This window comes from Paraburkholderia edwinii (genome assembly GCF_019428685.1).
Lineage (GTDB): Bacteria > Pseudomonadota > Gammaproteobacteria > Burkholderiales > Burkholderiaceae > Paraburkholderia > Paraburkholderia edwinii.
Genome location: NZ_CP080096.1, coordinates 888,094 through 912,358 on the forward strand (window position 1 = coordinate 888,094; position 24,265 = coordinate 912,358).

The following is a 24,265-nucleotide window of genomic DNA, read 5'->3' on the forward strand; positions in this document are numbered from 1 at the left end:
AATGAAACGCGACCGGTGGCGTAATGTAAATCGTAAAAGCCCCGGCTTTGCGCGCTAGCACACAAATGTGTCATTCGCGTGACTGCGTGACTAAAGTTGCGGGTCGAGCAGCGCGACAACGCGCTCCAGCAGCTTTTCGACGAGTGGGCGGCGGCGCCAGTCGTCGAGCGTGATGCGTTTTGCGTGGGCGATGTCGGCGTCGAAGATCGCTGTTTGCTGCTGCGCAAAATCGCGGTCGTAGATGTTGAGATTCGCCTCATCGTTGAGCTTGAACGAGCGGTTATCAAAGTTAGTCGAGCCAACCGATACCAGATACTCGTCGACCACAAGCAGCTTGCAGTGGAACATCGTCGGCTGGTACTCATGCATCTCGACGCCTGCCGCGAGCAGGTCGCCCCAGCACGCACGCGACGCCTCGCGCACCGTATGGGTGTCGATGCGCTTGCCGGGCGTGATAATGCGCACCTTCACGCCGCGTTTTGCCGCTTCGACGATCGCGTTGATCGTCAGCTTGTCGGGCACGAAGTACGCGCTCGACAAGTGAATGGAATGCGTCGCGGCGGTGATCGCCATCAGGTACATCAGCTGCATATCGTCGCTGCCGCCCGACGGCGAACTGCTGAACATATGCGCGAGGCCGTCGCCCGCGGCGCCGATCTCCGGAAAATAGTGCGGGCCATGCAGCACATTCCCTGTTGCTTTGACCCAGTTGTCCATAAAGACCGCCTGCATCTGTCCGACGGCAGGGCCTTCTACACGAAAGTGCGTGTCGCGCCAGTGCTTCTCGTCCTGTGCGTGCCCCGTCCATTCGTCGGCGATACCCACGCCGCCTGTGAAGCCGATGCGTCCGTCGATCACGAGCAGCTTGCGGTGGGTGCGGTCGTTCATGCGGCCGAGGCCTGTCCAGTGCGGCTTGTGATACTGAATCACTTCGGCGCCGGCGTCTCGCAGCATCTGCAGATAGCGCTTGTCCATCTTCGAGGAGCCGACCCAATCGAGCAGCACATGCACGGCGATACCCGCGCGTGCCTGGTCGGATAGCGCTTGCGCAATGTCCTCGCCGATCGCGCCGGACCAGTAAATGAAGGTTTCGAAAGTGATTGTGTGACGCGCCGAGCGGATGCCTTCCAGCATCGACGGAAAGATCTCGTCGCCGTTCACAAGCACGTCGAAGCGATTGCCTCCGACGACCGGCGGCCCGAGCAGCAGCCCCATCGAGCGCATGAACTGCGGATCTTCGCTGGGATACAGCCGTTCGATCTTGTGCTCGATCTTCTTTTCGCCGCTCGTCAGGTTCGCGATCAGCAGTACGACGACGAGCGTTACTACGACGGTCAGGACAATCAGGGCAATCGTCGGCATGCGCGGGCCTCGCGTAGCGGACATCCGTCCGGAACCGTTAGTGTACGACGGTCATTCCTGTGCCTGAGCCCTGCCGCTTTCAAGCCCGCGATCAGGCTTGCATTCGGACCTTGATTCAGAGGTCTTGATTCACGCCTGCATACGCGGCACAAAAGCCTGCTGCTGGATATCGCCACGGCGGGCAACAATAGCCGTACTCTCCGGCACTTCTTCCCAAGCATCGGGCAGGTCAACCAGCGGCTCCGACAGCACCAGAAAAGCATCTTCGCCAGCTGCCGCAATGCGCGGATCGTGCGGATAAAGCTCATGCAGATGCCTGAACGACGTGCTGTGAAACAGCGTGCGCGACTGCCGCTCGCTCGAGTAGCGAACCGCGACGACCTGCTCGCCGTCCGTGGCGCAAATGGTCATATTGAGCGGCAGCGTCACGCGATGCAGCGCTGCAGTTTGCTCGATCAGTCCGGCCATGCGTTCGAGCGCGGCGACCGGCGACTGCTGAAGTCCATACGTAAGCGCGAGATAGAACATGACTTCCGAATCGGTCGATCCTTCAACCGAACCGAACAGCGCGGGGTCGATCCGCAGCATCAGGTCGCGGCGCAGCACGTGAAAATGCCGGATCAGCCCGTTATGCACGAATAGCCACTGGTTGTAGCGAAACGGATGACAGTTGGATTCCTGCACGGGCGCCTCGGTCGCCGCGCGGATATGCGCGACAAACAAAGGCGAGTGAATGGCCCGGGCGGCCTCACGCAGATTGTGGTCGTTCCACGCCGGGCGAATGCTGCGGTAACGGAACGGAGCCTCATGCGGCCGGCCATACCAGCCGATACCGAAGCCGTCGCCGTTGGTCGTCGTTGCGCCCATGCGCGAGTGCAGGCTTTGATCGATCAGCGAATGCGTCGAACGGAAAATTACCGTTTCGAGCTGAATCGGATTTCCCGTATAGGCAAGCCAGCGACACATGATCCCTCTCCTGGAAAAAAGCGCGATTGCGCCAATCGGCTGACGACACCTTACCGCGATTGCGCTTCTCGCGCGACTGCGCGACGTACTGATCTGATGGCTTTGCCAGGTGGTCCATGGACGCAGCTATGAGCCAAATTTGGGTGCCACATGAATTATTTTCGTTTGTGCCGTGAAGCCCTCATACGGCACTCTCCTCTCACAAAAATGAAGTAAAAACGGAGACAGCGAACGATGGATGCTCTGCCCGAAGCTGGAATACGCGTCGTATTAAGCATGTCGAAAGAATATTGCAAACCGGTCCCAGCTTTCAGCGGCGAGGCGGATGGCAAAGGTGGAGGCGTTCGATGTCTGTAAAAGAATCGAAGCGCCGCGACTTTCTGAAGGGTGCGCTGGCGGCAGGCGCCGCCGCCGGCACGACGCTGGTCGCGCCAAAGCCTGTGCGCGCGCAAACCGGTGGCCCACAGCCAGCTTCGGCGGCGACACCGTCCGCGCCCACCGTAGCAGCAGAAACGATGGGGTCGAACGATCAGCCCATGCCGGAACCCGGCAAGCACGTCGCGAATCCCGGCTCCGATTTCATGATCGACGTGTTCAAAAACGCCAACCTCGAATACGTCGCGATGGTGACGTCGTCGGCGATGCGCGGCTTGCAGGAGTCTATCGTCAACTATGGCGGCAACCGGGCGCCGCAGTTGGTCGTGTGTTGCCACGAAGAAGTCGCGACCGGCATGGCGCACGGCTACGCGAAGATGGCGGGCAAGCCGATGGGCGCGATGATGCATTCGGTGGTGGGCCTGCAACATGCGTCGATGGCGATCTATAACGCGTGGTGCGATCGTGTGCCGGTGATGGTGGTGTCCGGCAATACGGCGGATGCCAACAAACGCTTGCCGGGCGTCGAATGGTTTCACACCGCCGTGGACCCCGGTGCAATGGTGCGCGATATGGTGAAGTGGGACGATGCGCCTGCTTCGCTACAGAATTTCGGCGAATCGTTCATGCGTGCCCGCATGCTTGCGACGACACCACCGATGGCCCCGGTGCTGGTGCTCGCCGATAGTGAATTGCAGGAAGAGCCAATTGGCGACCGCAGTGCGCTAAGCATCCCGCCCTTGCGTGAGGTGATTCCGCCCGAGGCCGATGCGAAGACCATCGCGGCAGTCGCGAAAGCGATTGCGAATGCCGCGCATCCGGTGATCGTGGTCGATCGCACCGCGCGCTCGCAAGAAGGCGTCGAACTATTGGTGAAACTGGCCGAAAGCCTGAATGCGCCGGTGATCGACCTCTATGGGCGCATGAATTTCCCGACTAACCATTTCCTGCATCAAACGGGACGGCGCGGTCATTTGCTGCGCGAAGCCGATGTGATTCTGGCGCTCGAGGTGAATGACGTCTGGGGGCTGGTCAATCATATGTCCGACACGCCGGGCCGGCCGTGGAAGCGCGTGATCAAGCCGGACGCGCAGGTGATCAGCATCAGCTCGAGCTATCTCTATTCCAGATCGGCCTTCGGCGACGTGCAGCGCTATCTGGCGGCAGACATGATGATCGGCGCCGACGCGCAGACTACGTTACCCGATTTGATCGAGGCAGTCACGCATGCGTCCCGCGACCATGCGTCGACCATCGCGGCACGCAAGAAGCCGATGGTCGATGCCTATCTTGCGATGCGCAATGGCGCCCGGCGGCGCGCCGCGGCCGGTTGGGACGCGAGTCCGATTTCAACTGCGCGACTCTGTCAGGAAATCTGGGCGCAGATTAAACACGAGAAGTGGTCGCTCGTATCTCAAGCGCAGTTCGAGAGCTTCTGGCCGCAGCAACTGTGGGATTTCACCGATCACAAGCATTTCATGGGCAATTCCGGCGGCTATGGCATTGGTTACGGCTTGCCGGCGGCGGCCGGCGCGGCGCTCGCGTGTAAGGCCGAAGGCCGCATCGCGGTAGATATACAGCCCGATGGCGACCTGATGTTCGTGCCTTCGGTGCTGTGGACCCTGGCACACCATAAGATTCCGCTGCTGATCGTCATGCATAACAACCGCGCCTGGCATCAGGAAACGATGCACGTGCAACGAATCGCGGTGCAACGCGATCGTGATCCGCACTCATGGCGGGTGGGTACGCTGATCGAGGCGCCGTATGTCGACTTTGCGGGCATGGCGAAATCGATGGGCGTGTGGGCTGAAGGACCGATTTCCGATCCCGCGCAACTGGGGCCAGCGCTGCAGCGTGCGTTGGCAGTGGTAAAGAGCGGCCAGCCGGCCCTGCTCGATGTCGTCACTCAACCGCGTTAGGAGCCGGAATGAAGCCAGGCAAAGTTGCCCGCAGCGCAGCGCTGCTCGTGTGCGTGCTGGCCGCCGGCATCGTGCCGGCCGGCGCGCAAACCCGTCCGATGCCGGGACCTTCCGACGCGCATGCGCGCCACGGACACGAACTGTTTCTCCAGAACGGCTGTTATCTCTGCCACGGCACCGTGGGTCAGGGGGGCGTCGGCCCGGCGATCGGTGTCGACGTATTGCCTTTCGTCGCGATTTCGAACTACGTGCGAGCGCCATCTGGCGAAATGCCGCCTTTTTCGACCAGGGTGTTGAGTGACACGGATCTGCAGGATATCTACGCGTATCTCATCTCGTTGCCACAACCGCAAGCGCCAGACAGCATTCCGTTACTGCCGAAAGTCGATGTGGCGGGCGCGCATTGAATGATTGAATGCGCTCCGGGATCACGACTGGAACTTCGACGTGCCGACGCTTCTCGCCCGTAGCATCCCTTGCGCGCATCGACGGTAGTAAGCGGCCGGATGCACTGAACCGTTTGCTGTTTGTGCGAGTAAGGCTGGGTCGTCGGCCGTCGAATCGTCGGCCCCCGGTCCGCCGTCCGCCATATCGCCAACCGGCACGATTCCACCCGGCCTCACGCCTCGTACGCCCTTCGACATAGCCGCAAGCACGCGTGCGATATCGTCATTGCTACCGTTGATACGGCTCGCGCGATCCAGCTCTACGCGCGCGCCCTTAACGTCCCCCTTGCAGTAAAGCGCGATACTCCAGCCGATTCGTGAAGGCCCATGGCGATCGCCGCTGACGCTCACCGCCGACGAAAATTTCGCCACGGCCTCATCGAGTTTGCCATTCGACAGCAGCGCTTCACCCCAGTCATGAAGATTGTCGGCAAAGCGCGGCTCCGCTTCGTGCGCCGACTTGAATGCTTTGATTGCGTCTTCGTATCGTTTCGGGTCGCCGCTTTCGTACCACGCATGGATCAACACGTCGCCATAGACGCGCCATGTTTCCGCCGTCGCGTCCGAGCGCCGGACGCCGGCACGCAATTCGCGGATCGCTTCGTCCCGATGTCCGTTGTGCTCGAGCGCGACCGCGTTGATCTGATGCAGTGCAGCCGATTCACCGAAGCGGGCGGCGCCTTCCTTGCTGAGCTCGCGTGCATCTTCGAATCTGCCGCGAATGATCAGGATGTCCGCTTTGCCTGCCTGAGCAGTCGCCTGAGCGATCGCCTGCGCTTGCGCGCCGGAACGGCCCATCGGCAATCGCAGCACTTCGTCGTAGATGCGTTCGGCCTTGCTGAAGTTGAGGTCGCAACCGGCGCCGCTGCAGTGATTGTCTTCGGCTTCTTTAACGAGGTGGCTCGCAAGAACATTCGGCTGCGCCAGCCGCATTGCGGTGGTGCCGACTTCCTTGATGAACGCGTCGATCTCCGCGGTGTCGGGGCCGGCCTCGACTTTATCCTGTCTTCCGTCGAACGGGCCACCCTCTACGCGAAGATGCGCGACGAGTGCAGAACCTTCCTTTTCGGCAATATCGATGCGAACCGCCACGTCGGCGCGGTGCGTCATCTGCTTCAGAAAGTCGAGCACCGCGTGATACGTGATGTCTTGCCCGGGTATCCGGATATCGAGTCTGGATTCGGAGGCGCCACTAATCTCTTCGTGCGGGATCGTCACATTCGCGAGCGCACCCATTCTCTGCATCTCGATCGTTACGAGACCTGCCACAGATTCCGGCCGATAGCCGCGGTTTTCCAGCGACGGCGGCACGCTAACGGGCGGTACAGTCAATCTTAGCGTGTAGCAGTCGACGGCGAGATGCGCGATCAGATAAAGCACGGCAACGGTACACGCCCAGCTTAAGATCCATCGGTGCCATTTCTGAGGCGTTAGAAAGAGCAACGCCAGCGCGAGTCTTAGTGTGGAACGGCCTTTTGTTTTAGATCCTCGTGCTTTAACAAAGCGGATGCTTGCAGAACGGGAACCCGAATTCTTGCGGTCGACTGATTCCATGGTTGGTCTCCTCGGTGACGGTCTGCTCGTAGAGCTTCCGGTTCGCGAGCGAGCGCATTCCTGCATCGACTGTGCCAAGGCAGGGGAGCCCCGTGCGACGGGCGTTCGAGGGGATAAGGTTCAATCAGCCGCGAGCGGATGTCGCGGCCGCGACAACAGATTCCGGCGTTGTGTTGGATGGCTCACGACAACGCCAGCGCGACCTGCTCGCGAAGCGTCGGCAACACGTCCGCTTCGAACCATGGGTTGCGCTTGAACCACGCGATGTTGCGTGGCGAGGGATGCGGCAAGGGAATGATCTTCGGGCTGAAGTCGCGCCACCGCAGCAGCGTCTCGGTTAGCGTCGTGCTCGATGCGTTGCCGAGTCCAAACCGTAACGCGTATTGTCCGATCAGCACCGTGAGCCGAACCGAGCGCATCTGCGCCAGCAGATCGTTGTGCCAGCGCGCGGCGCATTCCGGGCGTGGCGGCAGATCGCCGCTTGCACCGCGGCCCGGAAAGCAGAAGCCCATCGGCACGAGGGCGAATTTTGTGTCGTCGTAAAAGGCTGCATCGTCGACGCCGAGCCACGTGCGCAGCCGCGTGCCGCTCGCATCGCTCCATGGGATGCCCGACGCGTGCACGCGCGCGCCGGGCGCCTGGCCGATTATCAGAATTCGCGATTTTTCGGACGCGGCCACGATCGGCCGAGGCGCGTGCGGCAGCACAGGCGCACAGATCGTGCAGGCGCGGATGTCGCGCAGCAGGGCATTCAGAGGAGATTGCTTCATGATCCGCATTATCGACGAACTGTGCCCGGGCCATGCGGAGTCCGGCAATCACCTCACAGAAACTTCACCTCGCCACCGTTCAGTTCGTACATGGCGCCGACGATCTTGATCTGCCCTTTGCTTTCCAGATCGTGCAGCGTTGGGCTGCCATTACGGATCGACGTGATCGTCTGCTGAACGTTGGTGCGCGCGACGGCGTCGACAAATGCGAGGTTCTTGCTGCTCCGTTCCCCCGTGTACTGCGTCGCTTCGACCGCCGGTTTGATCTGGTCGAGCAGCCCCGTCAGATTGCCGAGCTGCACGTTGTCGATCGCTCCTTTGATCGCCCCGCACGATGTGTGGCCCATCACGAGGACCACTTTCGCGCCGGACGCCGCGCATGCGAACTCGAGACTGCCCAGGATGTCCGGATTGGACACGTTGCCGGCTACACGCGCATTGAACGTGTCGCCGATGCCCGCGTCGAGAATGATTTCCGCGGGGGCGCGCGAATCGATGCAACTGAGGATAACGGCCGCCGGGTACTGTCCCGCGGCACTCGCCCGCTTCTGTGCGAGAAAGTCGCGCGGTTGCATCTTGCCCGCGCGAAAGCGCGCGTTGCCCTTTTTCATCAGCTCGATGATCTGGTCGGGTGTCAGCGAATCGCGCTTCTCCTTTGTGAGCGCGGCGGCTTCGGCGGTATCTGCCTCGAACCCGATTCCCGCCACGATCGTTAGCGTGCTCACCGCCGCTTTCAGCCACATGCGGCGCCCGGTGTTCATGGAGTGAGCCATCCGGCAGCAATTTCTGATTGCGTCCATTGTTTCCTCCTTCGAATCAGCCGCGAGTTCGTGTTCCCTTCGTGTTGCCTTCGTATTGCCTGTTTGACTATATGCGCTGGGGGAAGGGACCTCATAAAAAAGTCAGCGATCAACGGATCGTCATTTCAACAATACTTGAAATATCGAAACGAGGCCTGTATCGTAGAGGCATGGACTCGAACCTCGTCGTACGCGCGCTCGGCGCGCTCGCTCACGAATCCCGCCTCGCCATCTTTCGCGCGCTGGTTGTCGCCGGCCCGGACGGCATGCCCGCAGGCGAAATCGCGCAGCAGCTCGGCATCGCGCCTTCAGGCCTGTCGTTTCATCTCAAGGATCTGACGCATGCGGAGCTCGTCAAGCCGCGGCAGGAAGGGCGTTTCGTCATTTACACAGCCAATTTCGAGGCGATGACCGATCTCATCGCGTTCCTGACTGAGAACTGCTGCGCCGGCACACCGTGCGCGGCAAGCGACCCCTCTTCCTGTTGCGGAGACAAATCATGAAGCGCATGCACATTCACGTGTCGGTCGAGAATCTGAGCGACAGCATCCAGTTCTATCGTGCGATGTTCGGCAATGCGGAGCCGACCGTCATCAAGCACGACTACTGCAAGTGGGAACTGACCGATCCGGCGGTCAACTTCGCGATTTCCCAACGCGGCGCGAAGCTCGGTATCGATCATGTCGGCATTCAGGTCGAGACCGATGTGGAACTGGCCGAGATGAACGAGCGCTTCGCGGCGGCGCAATTGCCCGTCGAGACGCAGACCGGCACGACATGCTGCTACGCGAAGTCGGATAAGGCATGGACCGTCGATCCGCAGGGCGTTGCATGGGAGACGTTCCGGACACTTGAGGCGGCGCCTGTTTATGGGCAGTCGCGCGAGTCGTCGCAAGCGGCTGCCACCGCGTGCTGTACACCGGTTGAATCGGTCGTCGGTTTCCGGAGCCGCACGTGAGTTCCAGACCTTGGACGATCCTCATTCTTTGCACGGGAAACAGCGCGCGCAGCATCATGGCCGAAGCGTTATTCAATGTGCTCGGCAAAGGCCATTTCCGCGCATACAGCGCGGGCAGTCATCCGACCGGTGCGGTCAACCCTTTGGCTGTCGAACGTTGTGAAGCGCTGGGTTATGACACGTCGAATGTACGCAGCAAGAGCTGGGATGAATTCGCCACGCCCGATGCGCCGCCGATGGATTTCATCGTGACGGTATGCGACCAGGCCGCGGGTGAAGTCTGTCCGATCTGGCCCGGCCAGCCGATTACCGCGCATTGGGGCTTTGAAGACCCGGCCGCATTCGAAGGCAGCGTCGATGAAAAGCGCAAGGTGTTCGACAAGGTGTTCCGGCAAATCATGAGCCGCGTCAGCCAGTTCGTGAATCTGCCGTTGCATGTGCTCGACCACCACGCAATCCAGCGCGAAATGCGCGAGATCGGCGCGCAGCCCGCGGAGGTGTCGAATGAGCCACGCTGAAGCCGCTGCTCGTGGCGCGCGTCCGACGATCGGCTTTTTCGAACGCTACCTCACGATATGGGTGGCGCTTTGCATCGTCGCCGGCATTGCGCTCGGGCAGGTGCTGCCGCAGGTTTTCCAGGCGGTCGGCCGCATGGAGCTGGCGCACGTCAATCTGCCGGTCGGCGTGCTGATCTGGGTGATGATCGTGCCGATGCTGGTCAAGATCGACTTTTCGGCAATGGCGCAGGTCAGGAATCAGTGGCGCGGCATCGGCGTCACGCTGTTCGTGAACTGGCTCGTCAAGCCGTTTTCGATGGCATTGCTCGGCTGGTTCTTTATCCGTCACGTGTTCGCGCCATGGCTTCCCGCCGGCCAGCTCGACAGCTATATTGCCGGCCTGATTCTGCTTGCGGCCGCGCCTTGCACGGCGATGGTCTTCGTGTGGTCCAAGCTATGCGAAGGCGATCCGTATTTCACGTTGTCGCAAGTTGCGCTCAACGATTCGATCATGGTCGTCGCATTCGCGCCGCTGGTCGCGCTGCTGCTCGGCCTGTCGGCGATCACGGTGCCGTGGGACACGCTGGTCATTTCGGTGTTGCTCTACATCATCGTCCCTGTGGTCATTGCGCAGGCCGTGCGGCGCGTTCTGCTGGCGCACGGCGATGCGTATTTCCAGCGAGCCGTCGCGCGCCTCGGTCCGTACTCGATCTGCGCACTGCTCGCGACGCTCGTGCTGCTGTTTGCGTTTCAGGGGCAAGCGATCGTGCGGGAACCGCTCGTCATAGCGATGCTTGCCGTACCGATCCTCGTGCAGGTTTTCGTCAATTCCGGGCTCGCGTACGTGCTCAACCGCCGGCTTGGCGTCGCGCATTGTGTTGCCGGTCCATCGAGCCTGATCGGCGCGAGCAACTTCTTCGAGCTGGCCGTCGCGACCGCGATCAGTCTGTTCGGCTTTCACTCGGGGGCGGCGCTGGCGACCGTGGTCGGCGTGCTGATCGAAGTGCCGGTGATGTTGCTGGTGGTTGGTATCGTCAACCGCTCGCAGCGCTGGTATGAGGCTGGCAAACATGAGGCTGGCAAAGCGGGCACACGCGAGTCTAGCGGCCATCGGCATTTCAATTCATGACTGCCACATCGAACGGCGGCAACGCATCGACATGGGCGCTTGCAACCGCGCAGCTCGTCGCATGGGGCGTGATTTACTACGCGTTCTCGCTCTTTGTCGTACCGATGGAAAGCGCGATGGGGTGGAGCCGCACGGCGACCAATGGCGCGCTTTCCGCCGGTTTGCTGGTGTCCGGGCTGGCCTCGTGGCCGATCGGCATCTGGATCGATCGCGGCCACGGCCGGCAGGTCATGACCTGGGGCGTGGTGCTCGCGACGGCGATGCTGGTCTTGTGGTCGCAGGCGCATAGCCTCGTCACGCTGTTCATCGTCTGGATAGGCCTCGGTGTGGCGATGGCCGCGACGCTCTATGACCCTGTGTTCGCCGTTATCACACGCCGTTTTCCCGATAGCTTTCGCAAAAGGATTACGCTCATCACGCTGGTGGGCGGCTTTGCCAGTACTGTGTTTATTCCGCTCACGCACAGCCTCGTCGATACGCTTGGCTGGCGCGGCGCGCTGCTTGTGCTGGCGGCGATCAATCTGGCGGCCTGTCTGCCGCTTAACGCTATTGCGATTGGGCGCGATACCGCGCGGACCGGTCATGCCGGCCACGAGGCCGCCACGCGGCGATCCAATGCGGCTGCCACGCGGCGTGCGCTGCGCACGCCGACGTTCTGGGCGCTCGCTGTCTGCTTTACGGCCTACTACGTGACTTTCGCGGCGCTGACGTTTCATCTCGTGCCGTTGATGACCGAGCGCAGCGTGTCGCCGGCGATCATCGTCGCGACGATGGCGGTGATCGGCCCGGCACAGGTGCTCGCGCGCGTGCTCTGGTTCACGGTCGGCCGCAACGTTCCGCCGTCGAAGATGGGCATTGTCATCACCACAGCGTTTCCTGTCTCGGTTGTGATTCTGATGCTGGCCGGCAAGTCGCCCGTTTTGCTAATCATTTTCGCCATGGTGTACGGCGGCGCGAACGGAATGATGACCATCCTGCGCGGGACGATTCTGCAGGACGTGTTGTGGACCGAAGGCTATGGCGCGGTCAGCGGCCTGCTTTCGATGCCGTCCAACATCGCCAAAGGCCTTGCGCCGATTTCCGCTGCGGCTATCTGGGCGATCGGACACAACTATGTCCCGGTGGAATGGGCGGTATTGCTGGTTTCGCTTGTGTCCGCCGCCGCGTTCATTACGGCAATGCGCATCGCCGCGCACGCGAAACATCGAAGCGTCGGCAAGGTGACCAGCGTTTGAGCGCCGTGCCACCCGAATGTCGTTCGCTTTTGCCATGCTGGAAGCCGCCGCCCACGCGCGCCCGAACGCGAATGGCCGGTCATGCCGTCTTTGACACCGCTGCAAAGGCGGCGGCCTGTGGAGAAGGCTGACGGGTCTGCAATACCAGCCACATCGCGGATCGCGCGCCCTTTTCCTTGATCGGCCTGTACACCACGCCGTTCGCGCCGATGCTGCGTAGCGAGTCCGGCACGACCGCGACACCGAGCCCTGCCGCAACCAGTCCGACGATGGTTGCCATGGCATGCGCTTCCTGCGCGATGGTCGGGGCGAAGCCTGCCTGCCGGCACAGCATGATGATCTGGTCGTACACGCCGGTCCCACTATCGCGCGGGTACATGACGAATGCCTCATCCGCCAGCGCGCCGATGGGCAGCGGCTTGGCGGCGCCGGCAAGCCGATGCTGGGCAGGCAATGCCACCACCAGCGAATCTTCGAGCAGACGCGTCGCGCGCAGCGTAGGGGGCAGGTCGGGCGCTGACACGCTGCGCACGATGGCTATGTCTAGCCGTTGTTCGAGCAGCGCGTCCAGTTGTTCCTGGGTGGTCAGTTCATCGATGCGCAGACGCACGCCGGGAAAACGCTGGCGGTACGTCAGGATCAAACGCGGAATCACGACGGTGAACATGGCCGACCCCGTCAATCCGACACGCAGCTCGCCGATTTCGCCGCGCTGCGCCCGGACCGCCACCGTCGACGTCCGTTCCGCTTGTGCGAGTAGCGCCCGTGCCTCGGGCAGCAGCGCCTTGCCGGCCGGCGTCAGTTCCACGCGGCGGTTGCTGCGCTCGAACAGCCGCGCGCCCAGTTCCTGCTCGAGAACTCGGATTTGCTGGCTGAGCGGCGGCTGCGCGATGTTCAGGGACGACGCGGCGCGGCCGAAATGCAGGGTTTCGGCCAGCACGACAAAGTAGCGAAGACGTCGCAGATCCATGATATGGATTATGTATCAATTACGGCGCAAACGATATTGGACGGCCATCCTTCCGAGTCGGATCATTCGATATATACGCAAGATTGATCGATTGGGAAAGACCATGGCAGGACAAGACGCCGACACATTGGAACAGGAAATCGCGCCCGTTATAGATACCGCGGAGGCGGCGGAGACGGCGCCGCTCGCATCGCATGCGGCGATCGCGGCACCCCGGAAGATCGAATTCGGCACGCCCGAATTCGTCCGCACCAACTGTGCGCTGTTCGCGGCCGGCTTTGCGACGTTCGCGCTGCTTTACTGCGTGCAGCCGCTGATGCCGCTCTTTTCCGAGAGCTTCCATGTGAGCGCGGCGGGCGCGAGTCTCGCGCTGTCGTTGACGACCGGCCTGCTTGCCGTTTCGTTGCTCGTGGCTGGCGGCCTTTCCGAAGCGTGGGGCCGCAAACCGATGATGGTCGGCGCATTGGTCCTGTCCGCCGGGCTGGGCGTGCTCAGTGCGGTACTGCCCCAATGGTCGGCGTTTCTCGTTATGCGCGCGCTGATGGGGGTAGCGCTGAGCGGACTGCCGGCGGTCGCCATGGCCTATGTCGGCGAAGAGATGCATCCGCGCTCGCTCGGCATCGCGATGGGGCTGTATGTCGGCGGCACCGGTTTGGGCGGCATGTCCGGCCGTCTGCTGACGGGTGTGGTGACGGATATGTGGGGCTGGCGCGCGGCCGTGATGACGATGGCCGTTCTCGCGGTGCTGTGCGCGCTGATTATGTGGCGCTATCTGCCGGCGTCGCGGCATTTCGTTCGTCGTCCGTTGCATCTTGGTCTGCTAGGGAAGACGTACGCGCTGCAGTTGCGGGATCGCACGCTGCCGTGGCTATTTGCAGAGGGCTTTTTGCTGGCGGGCGGGTTCGTGGCCGTCTACAACTACATCGGTTACCGGCTCGTCGCGCCGCCGTTCTCGCTTAGCCAGACCAAAATCGGTTTGATTTTCGCTGTCTATCTGTGCGGGATCGTCAGCTCGGCATGGATCGGCAGCCTGTCCGGATGGCTTGGACGTCGAACGCTATTGCCTATAACGCTCGGGCTCATGCTGCTCGGCACCTTGCTCACGCGTGCGGATTCAATGCCCGTGATCGTGCTCGGCATCGCGGTGTTGACGGTGGGCTTCTTCGGCTCGCATTCCGTTGCGAGCGCATCGGTTAGCGCTCGCGCGCAGACCGGTAAGGCGCAAGCTTCATCGCTGTATCTTTTTGCGTACTACGCCGGGTCGTGCGTGGTGGGGTCGCTGGGCGGCGTGTTCTGGAACCTCGGCGGCTGGTCCGGCATGACGTGGATGACCGGTTCGCTGCTGCTGGTCGCGATTCTCGTCTCGCTCTGGCTGCGCGCAACGGGCAGAAGCGCGTAGCGGCAAAGTTCGTCGTTACACGCGATTCACGAGATAGTCCGTTGGCGATTGCCCCATCGTTTTACGAAACATGGCGGCGAATGCGCTAGGGCTCGCATACCCGAGGCCGTTCGCCACGTTAGCGACAGACTCCCCGTTCTCCAGCCGGTTCAACGCTTCGGCAAGGCGAACCTGTTGGACCCAATGGCGGAACGTCTGGCCGGTTTCCTTGATAAACAGGCGTATCAATGTCCTTGAACTACCGCCCACTTTCTCGGACCAGTAATCGAGACTCATCGGGGTATCGGGTGCATTGAGCACGGCTTCGCATATCGTCAAAAGCCGGCGGTCCTGGGGCCATGGAATTTCGAGGTTGAGGGTACGCGCCGTTTCGAGCTCGATCAGGATTAACGCGACCAGATGTTGATTCTTTTCACTTAGCGAATATTCGATTGGCTCGGCGAGTAGCGCGAGTATCAGTTCTTTCAGCAGCGCGCTGACTTCGATGGTTCGACAGGTATTCCCGAGGCGTTCGGCTGTTGCCGGCTCGATATAGAGCGTTCTGATCGTTGTCGGGCTCAGCATGCGCTGGTCGTGAACGACACCGGCGGGAATCCACAACCCTCGTTGCGGAGGCAGAAGCCAGATACCGGTGTCGGTCGCGGCTCGCATCAAGCCCGACGTCGCATAGAGCAGCTGACCGCGCGGATGGCTGTGAGGCGCAATATAGTTGCCCGTCGCCTCGTTGCGCGCCAGGGCGGTCATCACCCGCGGAACCGACTGATAGTCGCCGTGATCGATGCTTCTCGACGACGGTTGCGTGTTGTCACTTCGGCGACGAATCTTGTCATTCACCGTCGTTTCCTCGCGCGCTTGCGCAAACTAATATCAGACTCCGCTGCACAACCCTTTAAAGGTGTTTGTCCAATGAGCGCTGATATTCAAACCCATAGATTTTCGGTTGAATACCGAATGGTCTCGGTATTTTGCGTACTGATTCTTTCATTCGCATTGCGGCCCGGTATTGTATCGATCGGGCCGGTGCTTCTGCATATCAGACATGATTTCGGACTGACTTATTCCGAAGCGTCGCTATTGACCTCGATTCCCGACGTCTGCATGGGCCTGTTCGTTTTGTGTGTGCCAGGGATTAGCCGGCGCTTGGGCACGGATCGAACGGTGTTGCTTTCGTTGCTGCTGTTGGGCATTGCGATGCTGCTGCGCGCAGTAACGTACTCGACGAACCTCTTTCTGTTCTGGACCATGCTGGTCGGGATCGGCATCGCCATCGCGGGCGCCTTGATCGGCGGCTGGATCAAGCAGCACTTTCCGCACGAATCGTCTTTTTTTATGGGCATTTATGCGGGCGGGCTCAGTGTCGGGGCGACGTTGGCAGCAGGAACGACAAGTTATATCTCCAATGCGTTCGGAAGCTGGAGATTTGGCGTGGGCTTCTGGTTCATCCTCGCTCTTAGCGCGATTGCAAGCTGGTTGTACCTCACGCGCCGGTTTAACGCGGCGCTTGGCAATACCCATCGTCAGGACAGCAAGACAGCGATCGCACTGCCGTGGTTCAACACGCGCGCGTGGCTTCTTGCGATCTTTTTCGGGTTGAGCCAGTTTATCGCTTACGCGTGTCTTGCCTGGGTTGCGCCCTGGAACAGCGAGACACACGCGAGCAATATACCGAGCGGTCTCGTGCTTAGCCTCTTCACGTTGCTTCTCGCCGCGGGCAGTTTTGCGGCCGGGGCGGTCGCCGGCAAATCATCCGACAGGCGTCCATGGTTGGCGCTGGGCATGATCCTCACTGTGGCAGGGTTCGCGGGACTCGCGTTTTCCCCGACCTCGTTCCCGAGCGCTTTTATCGTGATGATCGCGTTTGGACAGGGGGTCTGCTTCGCATTGGGAATGACGCTGCCTCTGGATTGCACGACAACGGCGAGCGAGGCGCATGCGTGGACGATGTTCGTTCTATGCGTGGGCTACATGATCGCGGCATTGGGTCCTTTGAGCTTTGGATTCCTGCGCGACTGGACAGGCGGATTCTTTGGTCCGTTCCGGATGTTGCTCGCCGTCAGTTCGATCATGACGGCAATGATCCCGCTGCTTAAACGTCCGGCGCCCGCGTAAAACGCGCGGCGACACGCTTGCAATGTGTCAGCGGGAAATTCAGTAATCGAAAGGATGGGGCGGCTAGCGCCGCGCCCGTCAGATTGAAATTCTCTTTTGCTTAACTGCACACGAAGAGCGTATCGGCATCGGTTATCTTTTAAGCGTGCATTTAATCAGGAGTCTGGACGACGTCTCATACGCCTGATTGATGCAGACGCGGCTGCACGGAAATCCGGAGGACCGGAGTTTCCGCATGCCCTCATGCCCGAGCTGAATCATCGGCTGCGGGCACGTATTCAAAAGATAAAGGTGAATCCTCATGCCGACACTATTCGATCCCCTCAAGATGGGCGACCTCTCGCTGAAAAATCGCATCATCATGGCGCCGCTTACGCGGGCCCGCTCAAACAAGGTCCGCGTGCCGAACACACTGATGGTGCAGTACTACGCGGAGCGCGCATCCGCCGGGATGATTCTCTCTGAAGCAACGTCGGTCACGCCGCAAGGCGTGTGCTATGCGGACACGCCGGGTATCTGGTCCGACGAGCAGGTGGAAGGCTGGAAGCGCGTGACCGATGCCGTGCACAAAGCTGGCGGCCTGATCGTTTTGCAGCTATGGCACGTGGGCCGCGTATCGGATCCGGTCTTCCTGCATGGCGACCTGCCCGTTGCCCCTAGCGCGATTGCGCCGCTAGGCAATGTGAGTCTGTTGCGTCCGCGAAGAATCTTCGTCAGGCCGCGTGCGCTTCTTATCTCGGAGATTCCGGGCGTTGTCGCTGCGTATCGTAACGGCGCGGAAAACGCGAAGAAGGCCGGCTTCGACGGCGTGCAGGTGCACGGTGCAAACGGCTATCTGCTCGACCAGTTCCTGCAGGACAGCTCGAACAAACGCACCGACGCGTACGGCGGCCCGATCGAAAATCGCGCGCGGCTCATGCTCGAAGTGGTCGACGCATGCATCGATGTATGGGGTGCGAATCGCGTCGGCATGCATCTCTCGCCACGCGGCGACTCGAATTCGATGGGCGACTCAAACCCGGCTGCGACCTTTGGCTATGTCGCACGCGAACTCGGCAAACGCAAGATCGCGTTTATCTCGGCACGCGAAGCGCTCGGCGACGACCGCATCGGACCGCAACTTAAAGAAGCATTCGGCGGCGCGTATATTGCGAACGAGAAGTTCACGAAGGAAACCGCGCAACAGTTGCTTGACGCCGGTGAGGCCGACGCGGTCGCGTGGGGCAAGCTCTTCATCGCGAATCCGGATCTGTCGCGCCGCTTCGAACTGAACGCACCGCTTAATGAGCCGAACCCGTCGACGTTCTATGCGGAAGGCACGACAGGCTATACGGACTATCCTTCGCTCGATGCCGCTTGAGCGATTAGCGTGCCAAAGAGTCCAACAAACTGAGAAAGTGTCCCGACATGCGACCGACTCGAGCATCGCGGTTTGCATGCGGGAATGTTGTGCATCGGTGAGCGCGCCTCAAACCACTAAGCCGGTTCGGCGAGCGGGACGATGTTCTGGTTCCCGCGAAACACATTCTCGGGATCGTATTGCCGTTTAACCGACGCCAAACGCGCATAGTTGGCGCCGTACGCTTCCTTCACGCGGTCTTCGCCTTCGTCGCCGAGGTTGTTCGCGTAGACGCCACCAGTCGAATACGGTCTGACGGCTTGCCACACGCTCCTTGCCCATTGAATGTGAGCGGCATCCTGCGCGGCATCGTCCCAGATTGCGATCGGAAAGCAATCGAAATTCGCGTTGCGATTCGCGTAGGCGGTCCGCGCACTGGGCACGCGTGCGATCGCGCCGCCCACATGCTGCAAGACGAGCAGCGTCGCTGACGAAGGCGAGGCGGCATAGGTATCGAGCATCGCGTCAATCGCGCCGTCTCCGATCTTGGCGAGGAACTGTGCCTTCCAGTAGTACCTGCGGCCTCGTGGAAACAGGCTGTCGGCAGCGGATTGAATCTGCAGGTAGGGTGTGGGCTCGAGCCGCCAATCCACAAGAGAGCCGAACTCCATTAACGGCGCGAGTATCGGCCGGCCTGCTTCCGGCGCGCCGGCATAACAAGCCGTTATGTTGAGAAATCGTTGCCCGGTCGGGAACGTCACCAGCGCGGCATCGGCGCTGACTTCGTCGGGTGCTTCGCGCGCAAAGCGTTCATAAAAACGTAACGCGTCCGCCGCTTGCTCGTGCGGATACAACACCGTTCCGACTAGCAACGCCTCAGGAAGAGGGTGAAGCCGGAAATGAAACGCGGTGACGATACCGAAGTTGCCGCCGCCACCGCGGAGGGCCCAGAACAGGTCGGCGTGCTCGCGCTCGCTGACAAAAAGTTTTTGCCCTTGCGCAGTGACGAGTTCGACTGCGATGAGGTTATCGCAGGTCAAGCCATGCTTGCGGCCGAGCTTGCCGAAGCCGCCGCCCAACGTCAGACCGGCGATGCCCGTGTCGCTATTGACGCCCATCGTGGTTGCAAGGCCATGCGCGAGTGTCGCGCGATCGAACTCGCCGATGTTGAGACCCGCTTCGGCGCGCGCGATGCGCTGTTCGGCATCGACATCGATCTGCTTCATCAACGAGAGATCGATGACGAGACCATTGTCGCAGACCGAAAGTCCGGCCACGTTGTGACCACCGCTTCGTACCGCGAATGCCGTATGTGTCGATTGGGCGAAGCGCAGCGCGGCAACGACATCGTCGGCGTCGAGGCAATAGACGATCAACGCTGGCCGCTTGTCGATCGCGCCGTTCCAGACCCGCCGTGCCGATTCGTATTGCGAATCGTCGGGCAGAACAAGCTGGCCGCGCAGCGCATCGCGCAATTGTGCGATCGTGGACACGGTGAAGCCGCTTGCGGCATACGCAGTGTTGATTGTCATGTCCTTGTTCATATTTGCCTCTACAGATCAATCGATGCCGATGCGGGCCGTGCGAACGCTCATTTCATGATTGCATCTCGCGAAGCTTGCAGCAAAGGCAAAGAATTCAGCTTGCAGATGAGAGGAACTCACCTAGACTCAACGCATGCGAAAGTTGCCTCCGCTGCGTTCGTTGCAGACGTTCGAGGCGGTCGCGCGGCATCGCAGCTTCGTGGCCGCCGCGGCCGAACTCAACGTGACGTCGACGGCGCTCAGCCACCAGATCCGCGCGCTGGAGGAAGCCTGCGGCAAGCGGCTATTGCTGCGGCGTCCACGGCCGATCCGGCTCACGACCGAGGGTCAGCTTCTGTATCCGGCGCTGCGTAGCGGGTTCGAAGCATTCGATAAAGCGATCTCGATGGTGGTCCAGATGAGCGGCGAGGTACCGCTACGCGTTACGTGTCCCAATGCATTTGCGAGCCGCTGGCTCGTGCCGCATTTGCCGCAGTGGTACGACGCGCACGCGGACGTTCCATTGCAGATCATCGGAACCGATGCCGTTCTCGACCTCGACGCAGGCGAAGCAGACGTAGCGATTCGCTATGCGCGTACCGCGCCGAAAGGGGTGGTTTCAGAAGAGATCGGACGCGACGCGTTCTATCCTGTCGCGAATCCGGCGCTGCTCGTCAGCGCAGTCAGTGCGACGAGACAACCGCTCACCGCAGACGATGTGTTGCGATTCCCGCTTATTCACTACGAGTGGACAAACGGCGATCCGGAAGCGCCTTCGTGGTCGCAGTGGTTCACTGCCGCGGGCGTCGCGTCCGCGGGAACCGCGCCAGTTTCCATCAGGCATGAACTGATCTTTCGGGAAGAGCTTCATGCAATCGATGCCGCGCTGGTGGGTCTGGGCGTCGCGCTATGCAGCGACATCGTGCTTGAGCAACCCTTACTGGACGGAAAGCTGGTGAAAGTGGTTCCGTTCGCGTTGCCGGGCTTCGGGTTCCATGTGGTGCATGGCGCTCGCCATCCGCGCGCCGACGCGGTGCGGACCTTCACGCAATGGCTGCTCTCCCACTTCCGTTCCCGACACGTTTCGAGCCTGCCGGATCTCAGTCTGCCTTCCCTGTAGCTCTCCCGAGCCCGCTGAACCCCACCGGGCCTCTTCCCGCATCGTTACGCCTGGCGTAAACGTCCGCCATCCGGTTGATTGATCGGTTTTTTTCGACGCCTTAATGTGCGTGGCATACACCAGCTCGTCAGCGACCGAACTTCGACGGAAAAAAGCGGGATGGTGAGCAAGATAACCACTCTTCTGAAAGGAAAAAGAAAATGATGCTCCGCAAGCTGATGCCCGACAAATTCACATTGGCTCTGGTCTGTACCGTTGTGTTCGCAACGCTGCTGCCGTGTCGAGGCTCCGCGGCCACGGCTTTCAACTGGCTCACCGACGCCGCGATCGCCGTGCTGTTCTTTTTGCACGGCGCGAAGCTTTCGCGGGAGGCGATCGTTGCCGGCGCGACAAACTGGAAGCTTCATGCCGCGGTGTTCTGCAGCACCTTTGTGCTTTTTCCGCTGCTTGGCGTCGCGCTGCACCCGGTGCTCGGCGCGTTTGTTCAGCCCTGGCTGTACCTCGGCGTGCTGTTTCTGTGCACCTTGCCGTCCACGGTGCAATCGTCGATTGCGTTCACGTCGATGGCGAAGGGTAATGTTCCGGCGGCAGTTTGCAGCGCCTCCGCATCGAGCCTGATCGGCATCTTCCTGACGCCGGCGCTCGTTAGCCTGATTGTAAGCAACCATGCCAGCGGAGGCGTGTCGTCGTTTAGCACGGTGGGCGATATCGTTCTGCAGCTTTTCGTGCCGTTTGTCGCGGGCCAGTTGCTGCGCCCCGTTATCGGTCGCTGGATTGATGCGCGTAAGGAATTACTGCGTATTGTCGACCAGGGCTCGATTGTTCTGATCGTCTATGTCGCGTTCAGTGAAGCAGTGAACGAGGGTATCTGGCATCAACTTTCCGTGAGCTCGCTGCTTGGCATCGTCATCGTCAATGTGATCCTGCTTGCTCTCGCACTTGTCGTGACGACCTATGCGAGCAAGTGGCTGGGCTTTTCGGATGAAGACCGGGTGACGATCATTTTCTGCGGTTCGAAGAAAAGCATGGCATCGGGTATCGCGATGGCGAAGGTCCTGTTTGGCACCCATGCCGGGCTGATCGTGCTTCCCGTCATGCTGTTTCACCAGATCCAGTTGATGACCTGTTCGGTGCTGGCGCAACGCTGGGGTTCACGTACGAATGCCGAACCGCTTCGCCATGGCCCGGCAAATCACGCCAAGCTTCAGTAAAGCCGGGTCTCGTTCGCGAATGCTCAGGAAGGTCAGGCCGATCTGCTGCTTCATCTGGAAACGGGAATCGAGCGGGATGAAATGAACACGGTCTTTCAGAAACCCTCGAATCCGCCCCGGCAAAAGCGTGTATCCGACGCCGCCGCTCACCAGACTGGTCAATGAAAATACGTCGCCGACCGTCATGGCGACGGTCGGCGTCGTGCCGGCCAGATGAAACGCGCGCTGGAAGCCGTGATACGTCGCGAAGCCTTCATGCAGCGAGACAAACGGTTCGTGCGAACAGGCTTGCAGATCGATCGTCTTGTGCTGCGCGTACTTCGAGCCGGTGGGCGCGGCGAAGAAGATTTCGTCCTCGAACAGCTCAATGGTCTGGAACTCTGCGCCGAGTTCGGAGACGGCCAGCAGCGCGGCGTCCAGCGTGCCGTTGGACAAGCGATCGAGTAGTTCCGTGTTGGAGCCGAGTGTGAGGTCGACCTCGAGGCCCATCTCGCGCGCCTTCAGTTCGCCGATCATCGCCGGAACGGTTTCGAGCGTCAGCGAGTACAGCGAGCCTAAGCGGAGCACGGACGAGGCATAGCCGGCAACCTCGCGTGTCGTGCGAATTCCGGAGGAGAGGGTCGATAAAACCTCACGCGCGGTTGCGGCTAACGTTCTCGCGGCGTCGGTTGGAATCAGTTGTCTGCCTTGATGCAGGAACAGTTTGCAGCGCACGCCTTCTTCCAGAGCATGCAATGCGCGGTGAACACTGACGGTGCTGGTGTCGAGCATTTCCGCGGCTTTTGCCAGGCTGCCGCCTTCCATGAAGGCCAGTAGAACTTCAAGCCGGCGGAAGGTGATTTGCTCGTCGATTCGCTCGTGCATGGTGGCGGCAAGTGTGGGTATGGCGATGATCATACCTTTACGTGCCGGTTGTGCCGTCAGATATTCGCTCCACCCGCTCCCTTCCTGATCCCCGACGCGATCGTCGTCGCGATGTCTTCACTAACGGCCGCCAGTGCGCGGCTATGCGCATCCACCAGTGCATCGTAACCGTCGCGATCGACCTGTTGAACAACGACGGATTTTCCGTTGAGCGCCCGACTCGAATTCGGTGTGAGTATCGACCAGGACACGACAAGTACCGCACCTGACCCAGGCACGGAGTCGAACGTTTGCACGTTGATCGCTAAACGAATGGTCGGCCGGTCAGTCGACTGCGAAGAGGTCGAAACAACGGTATCGCGGCATAGTTGCCCGAGATCTGCCGCAATTACAGTTGCGATCTGTTTTTTCAAAGGTGCACGCCAGCGGGCAGCATTGTCGACCCGCACCTGCGACTGGCCGACACGAAGCACAAACTGCGGCCGGTCAACCAGTTTGGGGATGGATACATAGTCGATAACGATGGCGAGCGGCATGCCAGGGTCCGTATCCTGACGCAGGCGCTCGGCATTCAGACTGTAGTTGCTTCCGTGCGGCGCATTTGCACATGCGCATACGAACGTCCACAGCAGCATCGCGACTACGGGCAGCAAAAAGCGCTTCACTTTGTGACCTCCGTCTTGCCTCCACCGTCGACATGCAGGGCAGGCTTATTCAGCATGACCGCATTAAATATTCCTGGGTCGTACAGATCTGTTCCAGTTAAGTGCCACACGAGTAGGTATCCGAACTAAAAAGGAAATCGCGCACAAAATAGCGATATCCATCATATTTTTAGGACTTTGGTCCAATAGCGAAAGCCTCCTCCGCGTGCAATTCTGATTAGGTATTCACCCACGCGCGGGAGGTCAGGATGATGAAGGGAACACACCACACCAGTGTCTCCGCTATTGCGGTCGCTGTTCTGCTCGTCGCCGGATGCGCGAGCAATAACACGCCGAACCAGGCGGAGTATTCTGGCTTTCTGCCGAGTTACTCGGATCTGCAGCAGACCCAAGGTCCGGACGGGCAAACATTCCTGAGGTACGTCAACCCCAAGCTCAACCCGACGAATTACAGCGCCGTCATCGTCGAGCCGTTCACGATGTATCCGAAAGCCGAGCCGACGGAGCAGTTGAGCCAGGCGACGATCGATCAGATACGCAGCTACGGCACGACCTGCCTGCGACAGGCGATCGGATCGAGAGTCAAGGTCGTGGATACACCCGGGCCAGGTGTGGTCAAGCTGCAAGTGGCCGTCACCGGCGTTGCCAGCACACCGGAAGGGCTCAAGCCGTGGCAGGTCGTGCCGACGGCATTCGTCGTCTCGATGGCGGTCGATACGGTGGCGGGTGCGCAGCAGCAGGCGAAGTTGCTGGTCGAGGCAATGTCCACCGACAGTGTCTCCGGGGAGGTCCTGTCCAAAGTGGTGCGCACGCATACCGGCGAGAAGCTGAAACGTGTTGCATCGAATGAGCCTGTTATCACGTTCGATTCGGTCAAGCCGATCATGGACGAGTGGTGCGACTCCGTTTCCAAAACGGTGGTGCAGTTCGTCAAACCTAAATAAGCCGCCGAATAACTGGCCAGATAGGCGCCTTTAAAAGCCGGATGGCGGAGAGCCGAGGTGCGCAACCCGTTCGCGCACCTTGCAAATCCAATCGCTCGAAAACGCCT

General features: G+C 60.7%; 23 protein-coding genes. 13 read left to right on the top strand and 10 right to left on the bottom strand.

The window, feature by feature from the left end:
- Window positions 1–90 precede the first annotated feature (90 nt).
- Window positions 91–1,362 (bottom strand): cardiolipin synthase, encoded by a 1,272-nt coding sequence (gene cls, locus KZJ38_RS25685; RefSeq protein ID WP_219802623.1) that lies wholly within the window; start codon window positions 1,360–1,362, stop codon window positions 91–93.
- A 129-nt stretch (window positions 1,363–1,491) separates the two neighbouring features.
- Window positions 1,492–2,328 carry a class II glutamine amidotransferase gene (locus KZJ38_RS25690; RefSeq protein WP_219802625.1) on the bottom strand — a complete coding sequence of 279 codons (837 nt, stop codon included), beginning with the start codon at window positions 2,326–2,328 and terminating at the stop codon, window positions 1,492–1,494.
- A 347-nt stretch (window positions 2,329–2,675) separates the two neighbouring features.
- On the opposite strand from KZJ38_RS25690, the gene KZJ38_RS25695 reads away from it, so the two are divergent.
- Together KZJ38_RS25695 and KZJ38_RS25700 are read left to right on the top strand one after the other, a co-directional pair.
- A complete protein-coding gene (locus tag KZJ38_RS25695; protein ID WP_219802627.1) occupies window positions 2,676–4,625 on the top strand; it encodes a thiamine pyrophosphate-binding protein in 1,950 nt (649 codons plus the stop codon).
- Window positions 4,626–4,633: 8 nt separating this feature from the next.
- Window positions 4,634–5,032: a c-type cytochrome gene (locus tag KZJ38_RS25700; protein ID WP_219802628.1), complete on the top strand. Its 399-nt coding sequence runs from the start codon at window positions 4,634–4,636 to the stop codon at window positions 5,030–5,032.
- A gap of 21 nt (window positions 5,033–5,053) precedes the next feature.
- Here the strand turns inward: KZJ38_RS25700 and KZJ38_RS25705 are convergent, their stop codons facing one another.
- The 3 genes from KZJ38_RS25705 to KZJ38_RS25715 all read right to left on the bottom strand — a co-directional run bounded on the left by KZJ38_RS25705 (window position 5,054) and on the right by KZJ38_RS25715 (window position 8,195).
- On the bottom strand, window positions 5,054–6,451 hold the full coding sequence (locus KZJ38_RS25705; protein ID WP_219802630.1) for a tetratricopeptide repeat protein: 1,398 nt from the start codon (window positions 6,449–6,451) through the stop codon (window positions 5,054–5,056).
- Window positions 6,452–6,807: 356 nt separating this feature from the next.
- Window positions 6,808–7,404 carry a uracil-DNA glycosylase family protein gene (locus tag KZJ38_RS25710; protein ID WP_219802631.1) on the bottom strand — a complete coding sequence of 199 codons (597 nt, stop codon included), beginning with the start codon at window positions 7,402–7,404 and terminating at the stop codon, window positions 6,808–6,810.
- Window positions 7,405–7,448: 44 nt separating this feature from the next.
- Entirely contained in the window at window positions 7,449–8,195 is a 747-nt protein-coding gene (locus KZJ38_RS25715) for a carbonic anhydrase family protein (protein ID WP_219802633.1), read from the bottom strand.
- Window positions 8,196–8,365: 170 nt separating this feature from the next.
- Between KZJ38_RS25715 and KZJ38_RS25720 the strand changes: the two genes are divergently transcribed.
- From KZJ38_RS25720 to KZJ38_RS25740, 5 genes are read left to right on the top strand one after another with little or no spacing between them, the layout of a single operon-like run.
- Window positions 8,366–8,698: an ArsR/SmtB family transcription factor gene (locus KZJ38_RS25720; RefSeq protein ID WP_219802635.1), complete on the top strand. Its 333-nt coding sequence runs from the start codon at window positions 8,366–8,368 to the stop codon at window positions 8,696–8,698.
- Window positions 8,695–9,153 (top strand): ArsI/CadI family heavy metal resistance metalloenzyme, encoded by a 459-nt coding sequence (locus KZJ38_RS25725; RefSeq protein WP_219802636.1) that lies wholly within the window; start codon window positions 8,695–8,697, stop codon window positions 9,151–9,153. The genes KZJ38_RS25720 and KZJ38_RS25725 overlap by 4 nt, the downstream gene beginning before the upstream one ends.
- Window positions 9,154–9,209: 56 nt before the next feature.
- Complete coding sequence (locus KZJ38_RS25730; protein ID WP_425518436.1) at window positions 9,210–9,671, top strand: arsenate reductase ArsC; 462 nt, start codon at window positions 9,210–9,212, stop codon at window positions 9,669–9,671.
- Window positions 9,658–10,779, top strand: a complete 1,122-nt coding sequence (gene arsB / locus KZJ38_RS25735) for an ACR3 family arsenite efflux transporter (protein ID WP_219802639.1) — start codon at window positions 9,658–9,660, stop codon at window positions 10,777–10,779. Before KZJ38_RS25730 ends, arsB begins: the two co-directional genes overlap by 14 nt.
- Entirely contained in the window at window positions 10,776–12,014 is a 1,239-nt protein-coding gene (locus KZJ38_RS25740; protein ID WP_219802641.1) for an MFS transporter, read from the top strand. Before arsB ends, KZJ38_RS25740 begins: the two co-directional genes overlap by 4 nt.
- A gap of 79 nt (window positions 12,015–12,093) precedes the next feature.
- Here the strand turns inward: KZJ38_RS25740 and KZJ38_RS25745 are convergent, their stop codons facing one another.
- Window positions 12,094–12,984, bottom strand: a complete 891-nt coding sequence (locus tag KZJ38_RS25745) for a LysR family transcriptional regulator (protein WP_219802643.1) — start codon at window positions 12,982–12,984, stop codon at window positions 12,094–12,096.
- 103 nt (window positions 12,985–13,087) lie between these two features.
- On the opposite strand from KZJ38_RS25745, the gene KZJ38_RS25750 reads away from it, so the two are divergent.
- The gene (locus KZJ38_RS25750) at window positions 13,088–14,383 is read left to right on the top strand and encodes an MFS transporter (protein WP_219802644.1); all 1,296 of its coding nucleotides are present in this window, start codon (window positions 13,088–13,090) and stop codon (window positions 14,381–14,383) included.
- A 15-nt stretch (window positions 14,384–14,398) separates the two neighbouring features.
- Here the strand turns inward: KZJ38_RS25750 and KZJ38_RS25755 are convergent, their stop codons facing one another.
- A complete protein-coding gene (locus tag KZJ38_RS25755; RefSeq protein WP_219802646.1) occupies window positions 14,399–15,127 on the bottom strand; it encodes an AraC family transcriptional regulator in 729 nt (242 codons plus the stop codon).
- A gap of 27 nt (window positions 15,128–15,154) precedes the next feature.
- Between KZJ38_RS25755 and KZJ38_RS25760 the strand changes: the two genes are divergently transcribed.
- Window positions 15,155–16,492, top strand: coding sequence for an MFS transporter (locus KZJ38_RS25760; RefSeq protein WP_246642007.1), 1,338 nt, complete (start codon window positions 15,155–15,157; stop codon window positions 16,490–16,492).
- 301 nt (window positions 16,493–16,793) lie between these two features.
- Window positions 16,794–17,852 (top strand): alkene reductase, encoded by a 1,059-nt coding sequence (locus tag KZJ38_RS25765; protein ID WP_219802648.1) that lies wholly within the window; start codon window positions 16,794–16,796, stop codon window positions 17,850–17,852.
- A 116-nt stretch (window positions 17,853–17,968) separates the two neighbouring features.
- Here the strand turns inward: KZJ38_RS25765 and KZJ38_RS25770 are convergent, their stop codons facing one another.
- A complete protein-coding gene (locus KZJ38_RS25770; protein ID WP_219802649.1) occupies window positions 17,969–19,363 on the bottom strand; it encodes an FAD-binding oxidoreductase in 1,395 nt (464 codons plus the stop codon).
- Between the two features lie 145 nt (window positions 19,364–19,508).
- On the opposite strand from KZJ38_RS25770, the gene KZJ38_RS25775 reads away from it, so the two are divergent.
- On the top strand, window positions 19,509–20,474 hold the full coding sequence (locus KZJ38_RS25775) for a LysR substrate-binding domain-containing protein (protein ID WP_219802651.1): 966 nt from the start codon (window positions 19,509–19,511) through the stop codon (window positions 20,472–20,474).
- Window positions 20,475–20,674: 200 nt separating this feature from the next.
- Window positions 20,675–21,685: a bile acid:sodium symporter family protein gene (locus KZJ38_RS25780; RefSeq protein ID WP_219802652.1), complete on the top strand. Its 1,011-nt coding sequence runs from the start codon at window positions 20,675–20,677 to the stop codon at window positions 21,683–21,685.
- On the opposite strand, the gene KZJ38_RS25785 is transcribed toward KZJ38_RS25780, so the two are convergent.
- Complete coding sequence (locus KZJ38_RS25785) at window positions 21,626–22,549, bottom strand: LysR family transcriptional regulator (protein ID WP_219803624.1); 924 nt, start codon at window positions 22,547–22,549, stop codon at window positions 21,626–21,628. The genes KZJ38_RS25780 and KZJ38_RS25785 overlap by 60 nt on opposite strands.
- 56 nt (window positions 22,550–22,605) lie before the next feature.
- Window positions 22,606–23,214, bottom strand: coding sequence for a PqiC family protein (locus KZJ38_RS25790; protein WP_219802654.1), 609 nt, complete (start codon window positions 23,212–23,214; stop codon window positions 22,606–22,608).
- Window positions 23,215–23,462: 248 nt separating this feature from the next.
- Between KZJ38_RS25790 and KZJ38_RS25795 the strand changes: the two genes are divergently transcribed.
- Window positions 23,463–24,158 (top strand): DUF3313 domain-containing protein, encoded by a 696-nt coding sequence (locus KZJ38_RS25795; protein ID WP_246642008.1) that lies wholly within the window; start codon window positions 23,463–23,465, stop codon window positions 24,156–24,158.
- The last annotated feature ends 107 nt before the right edge of the window (window positions 24,159–24,265 follow it).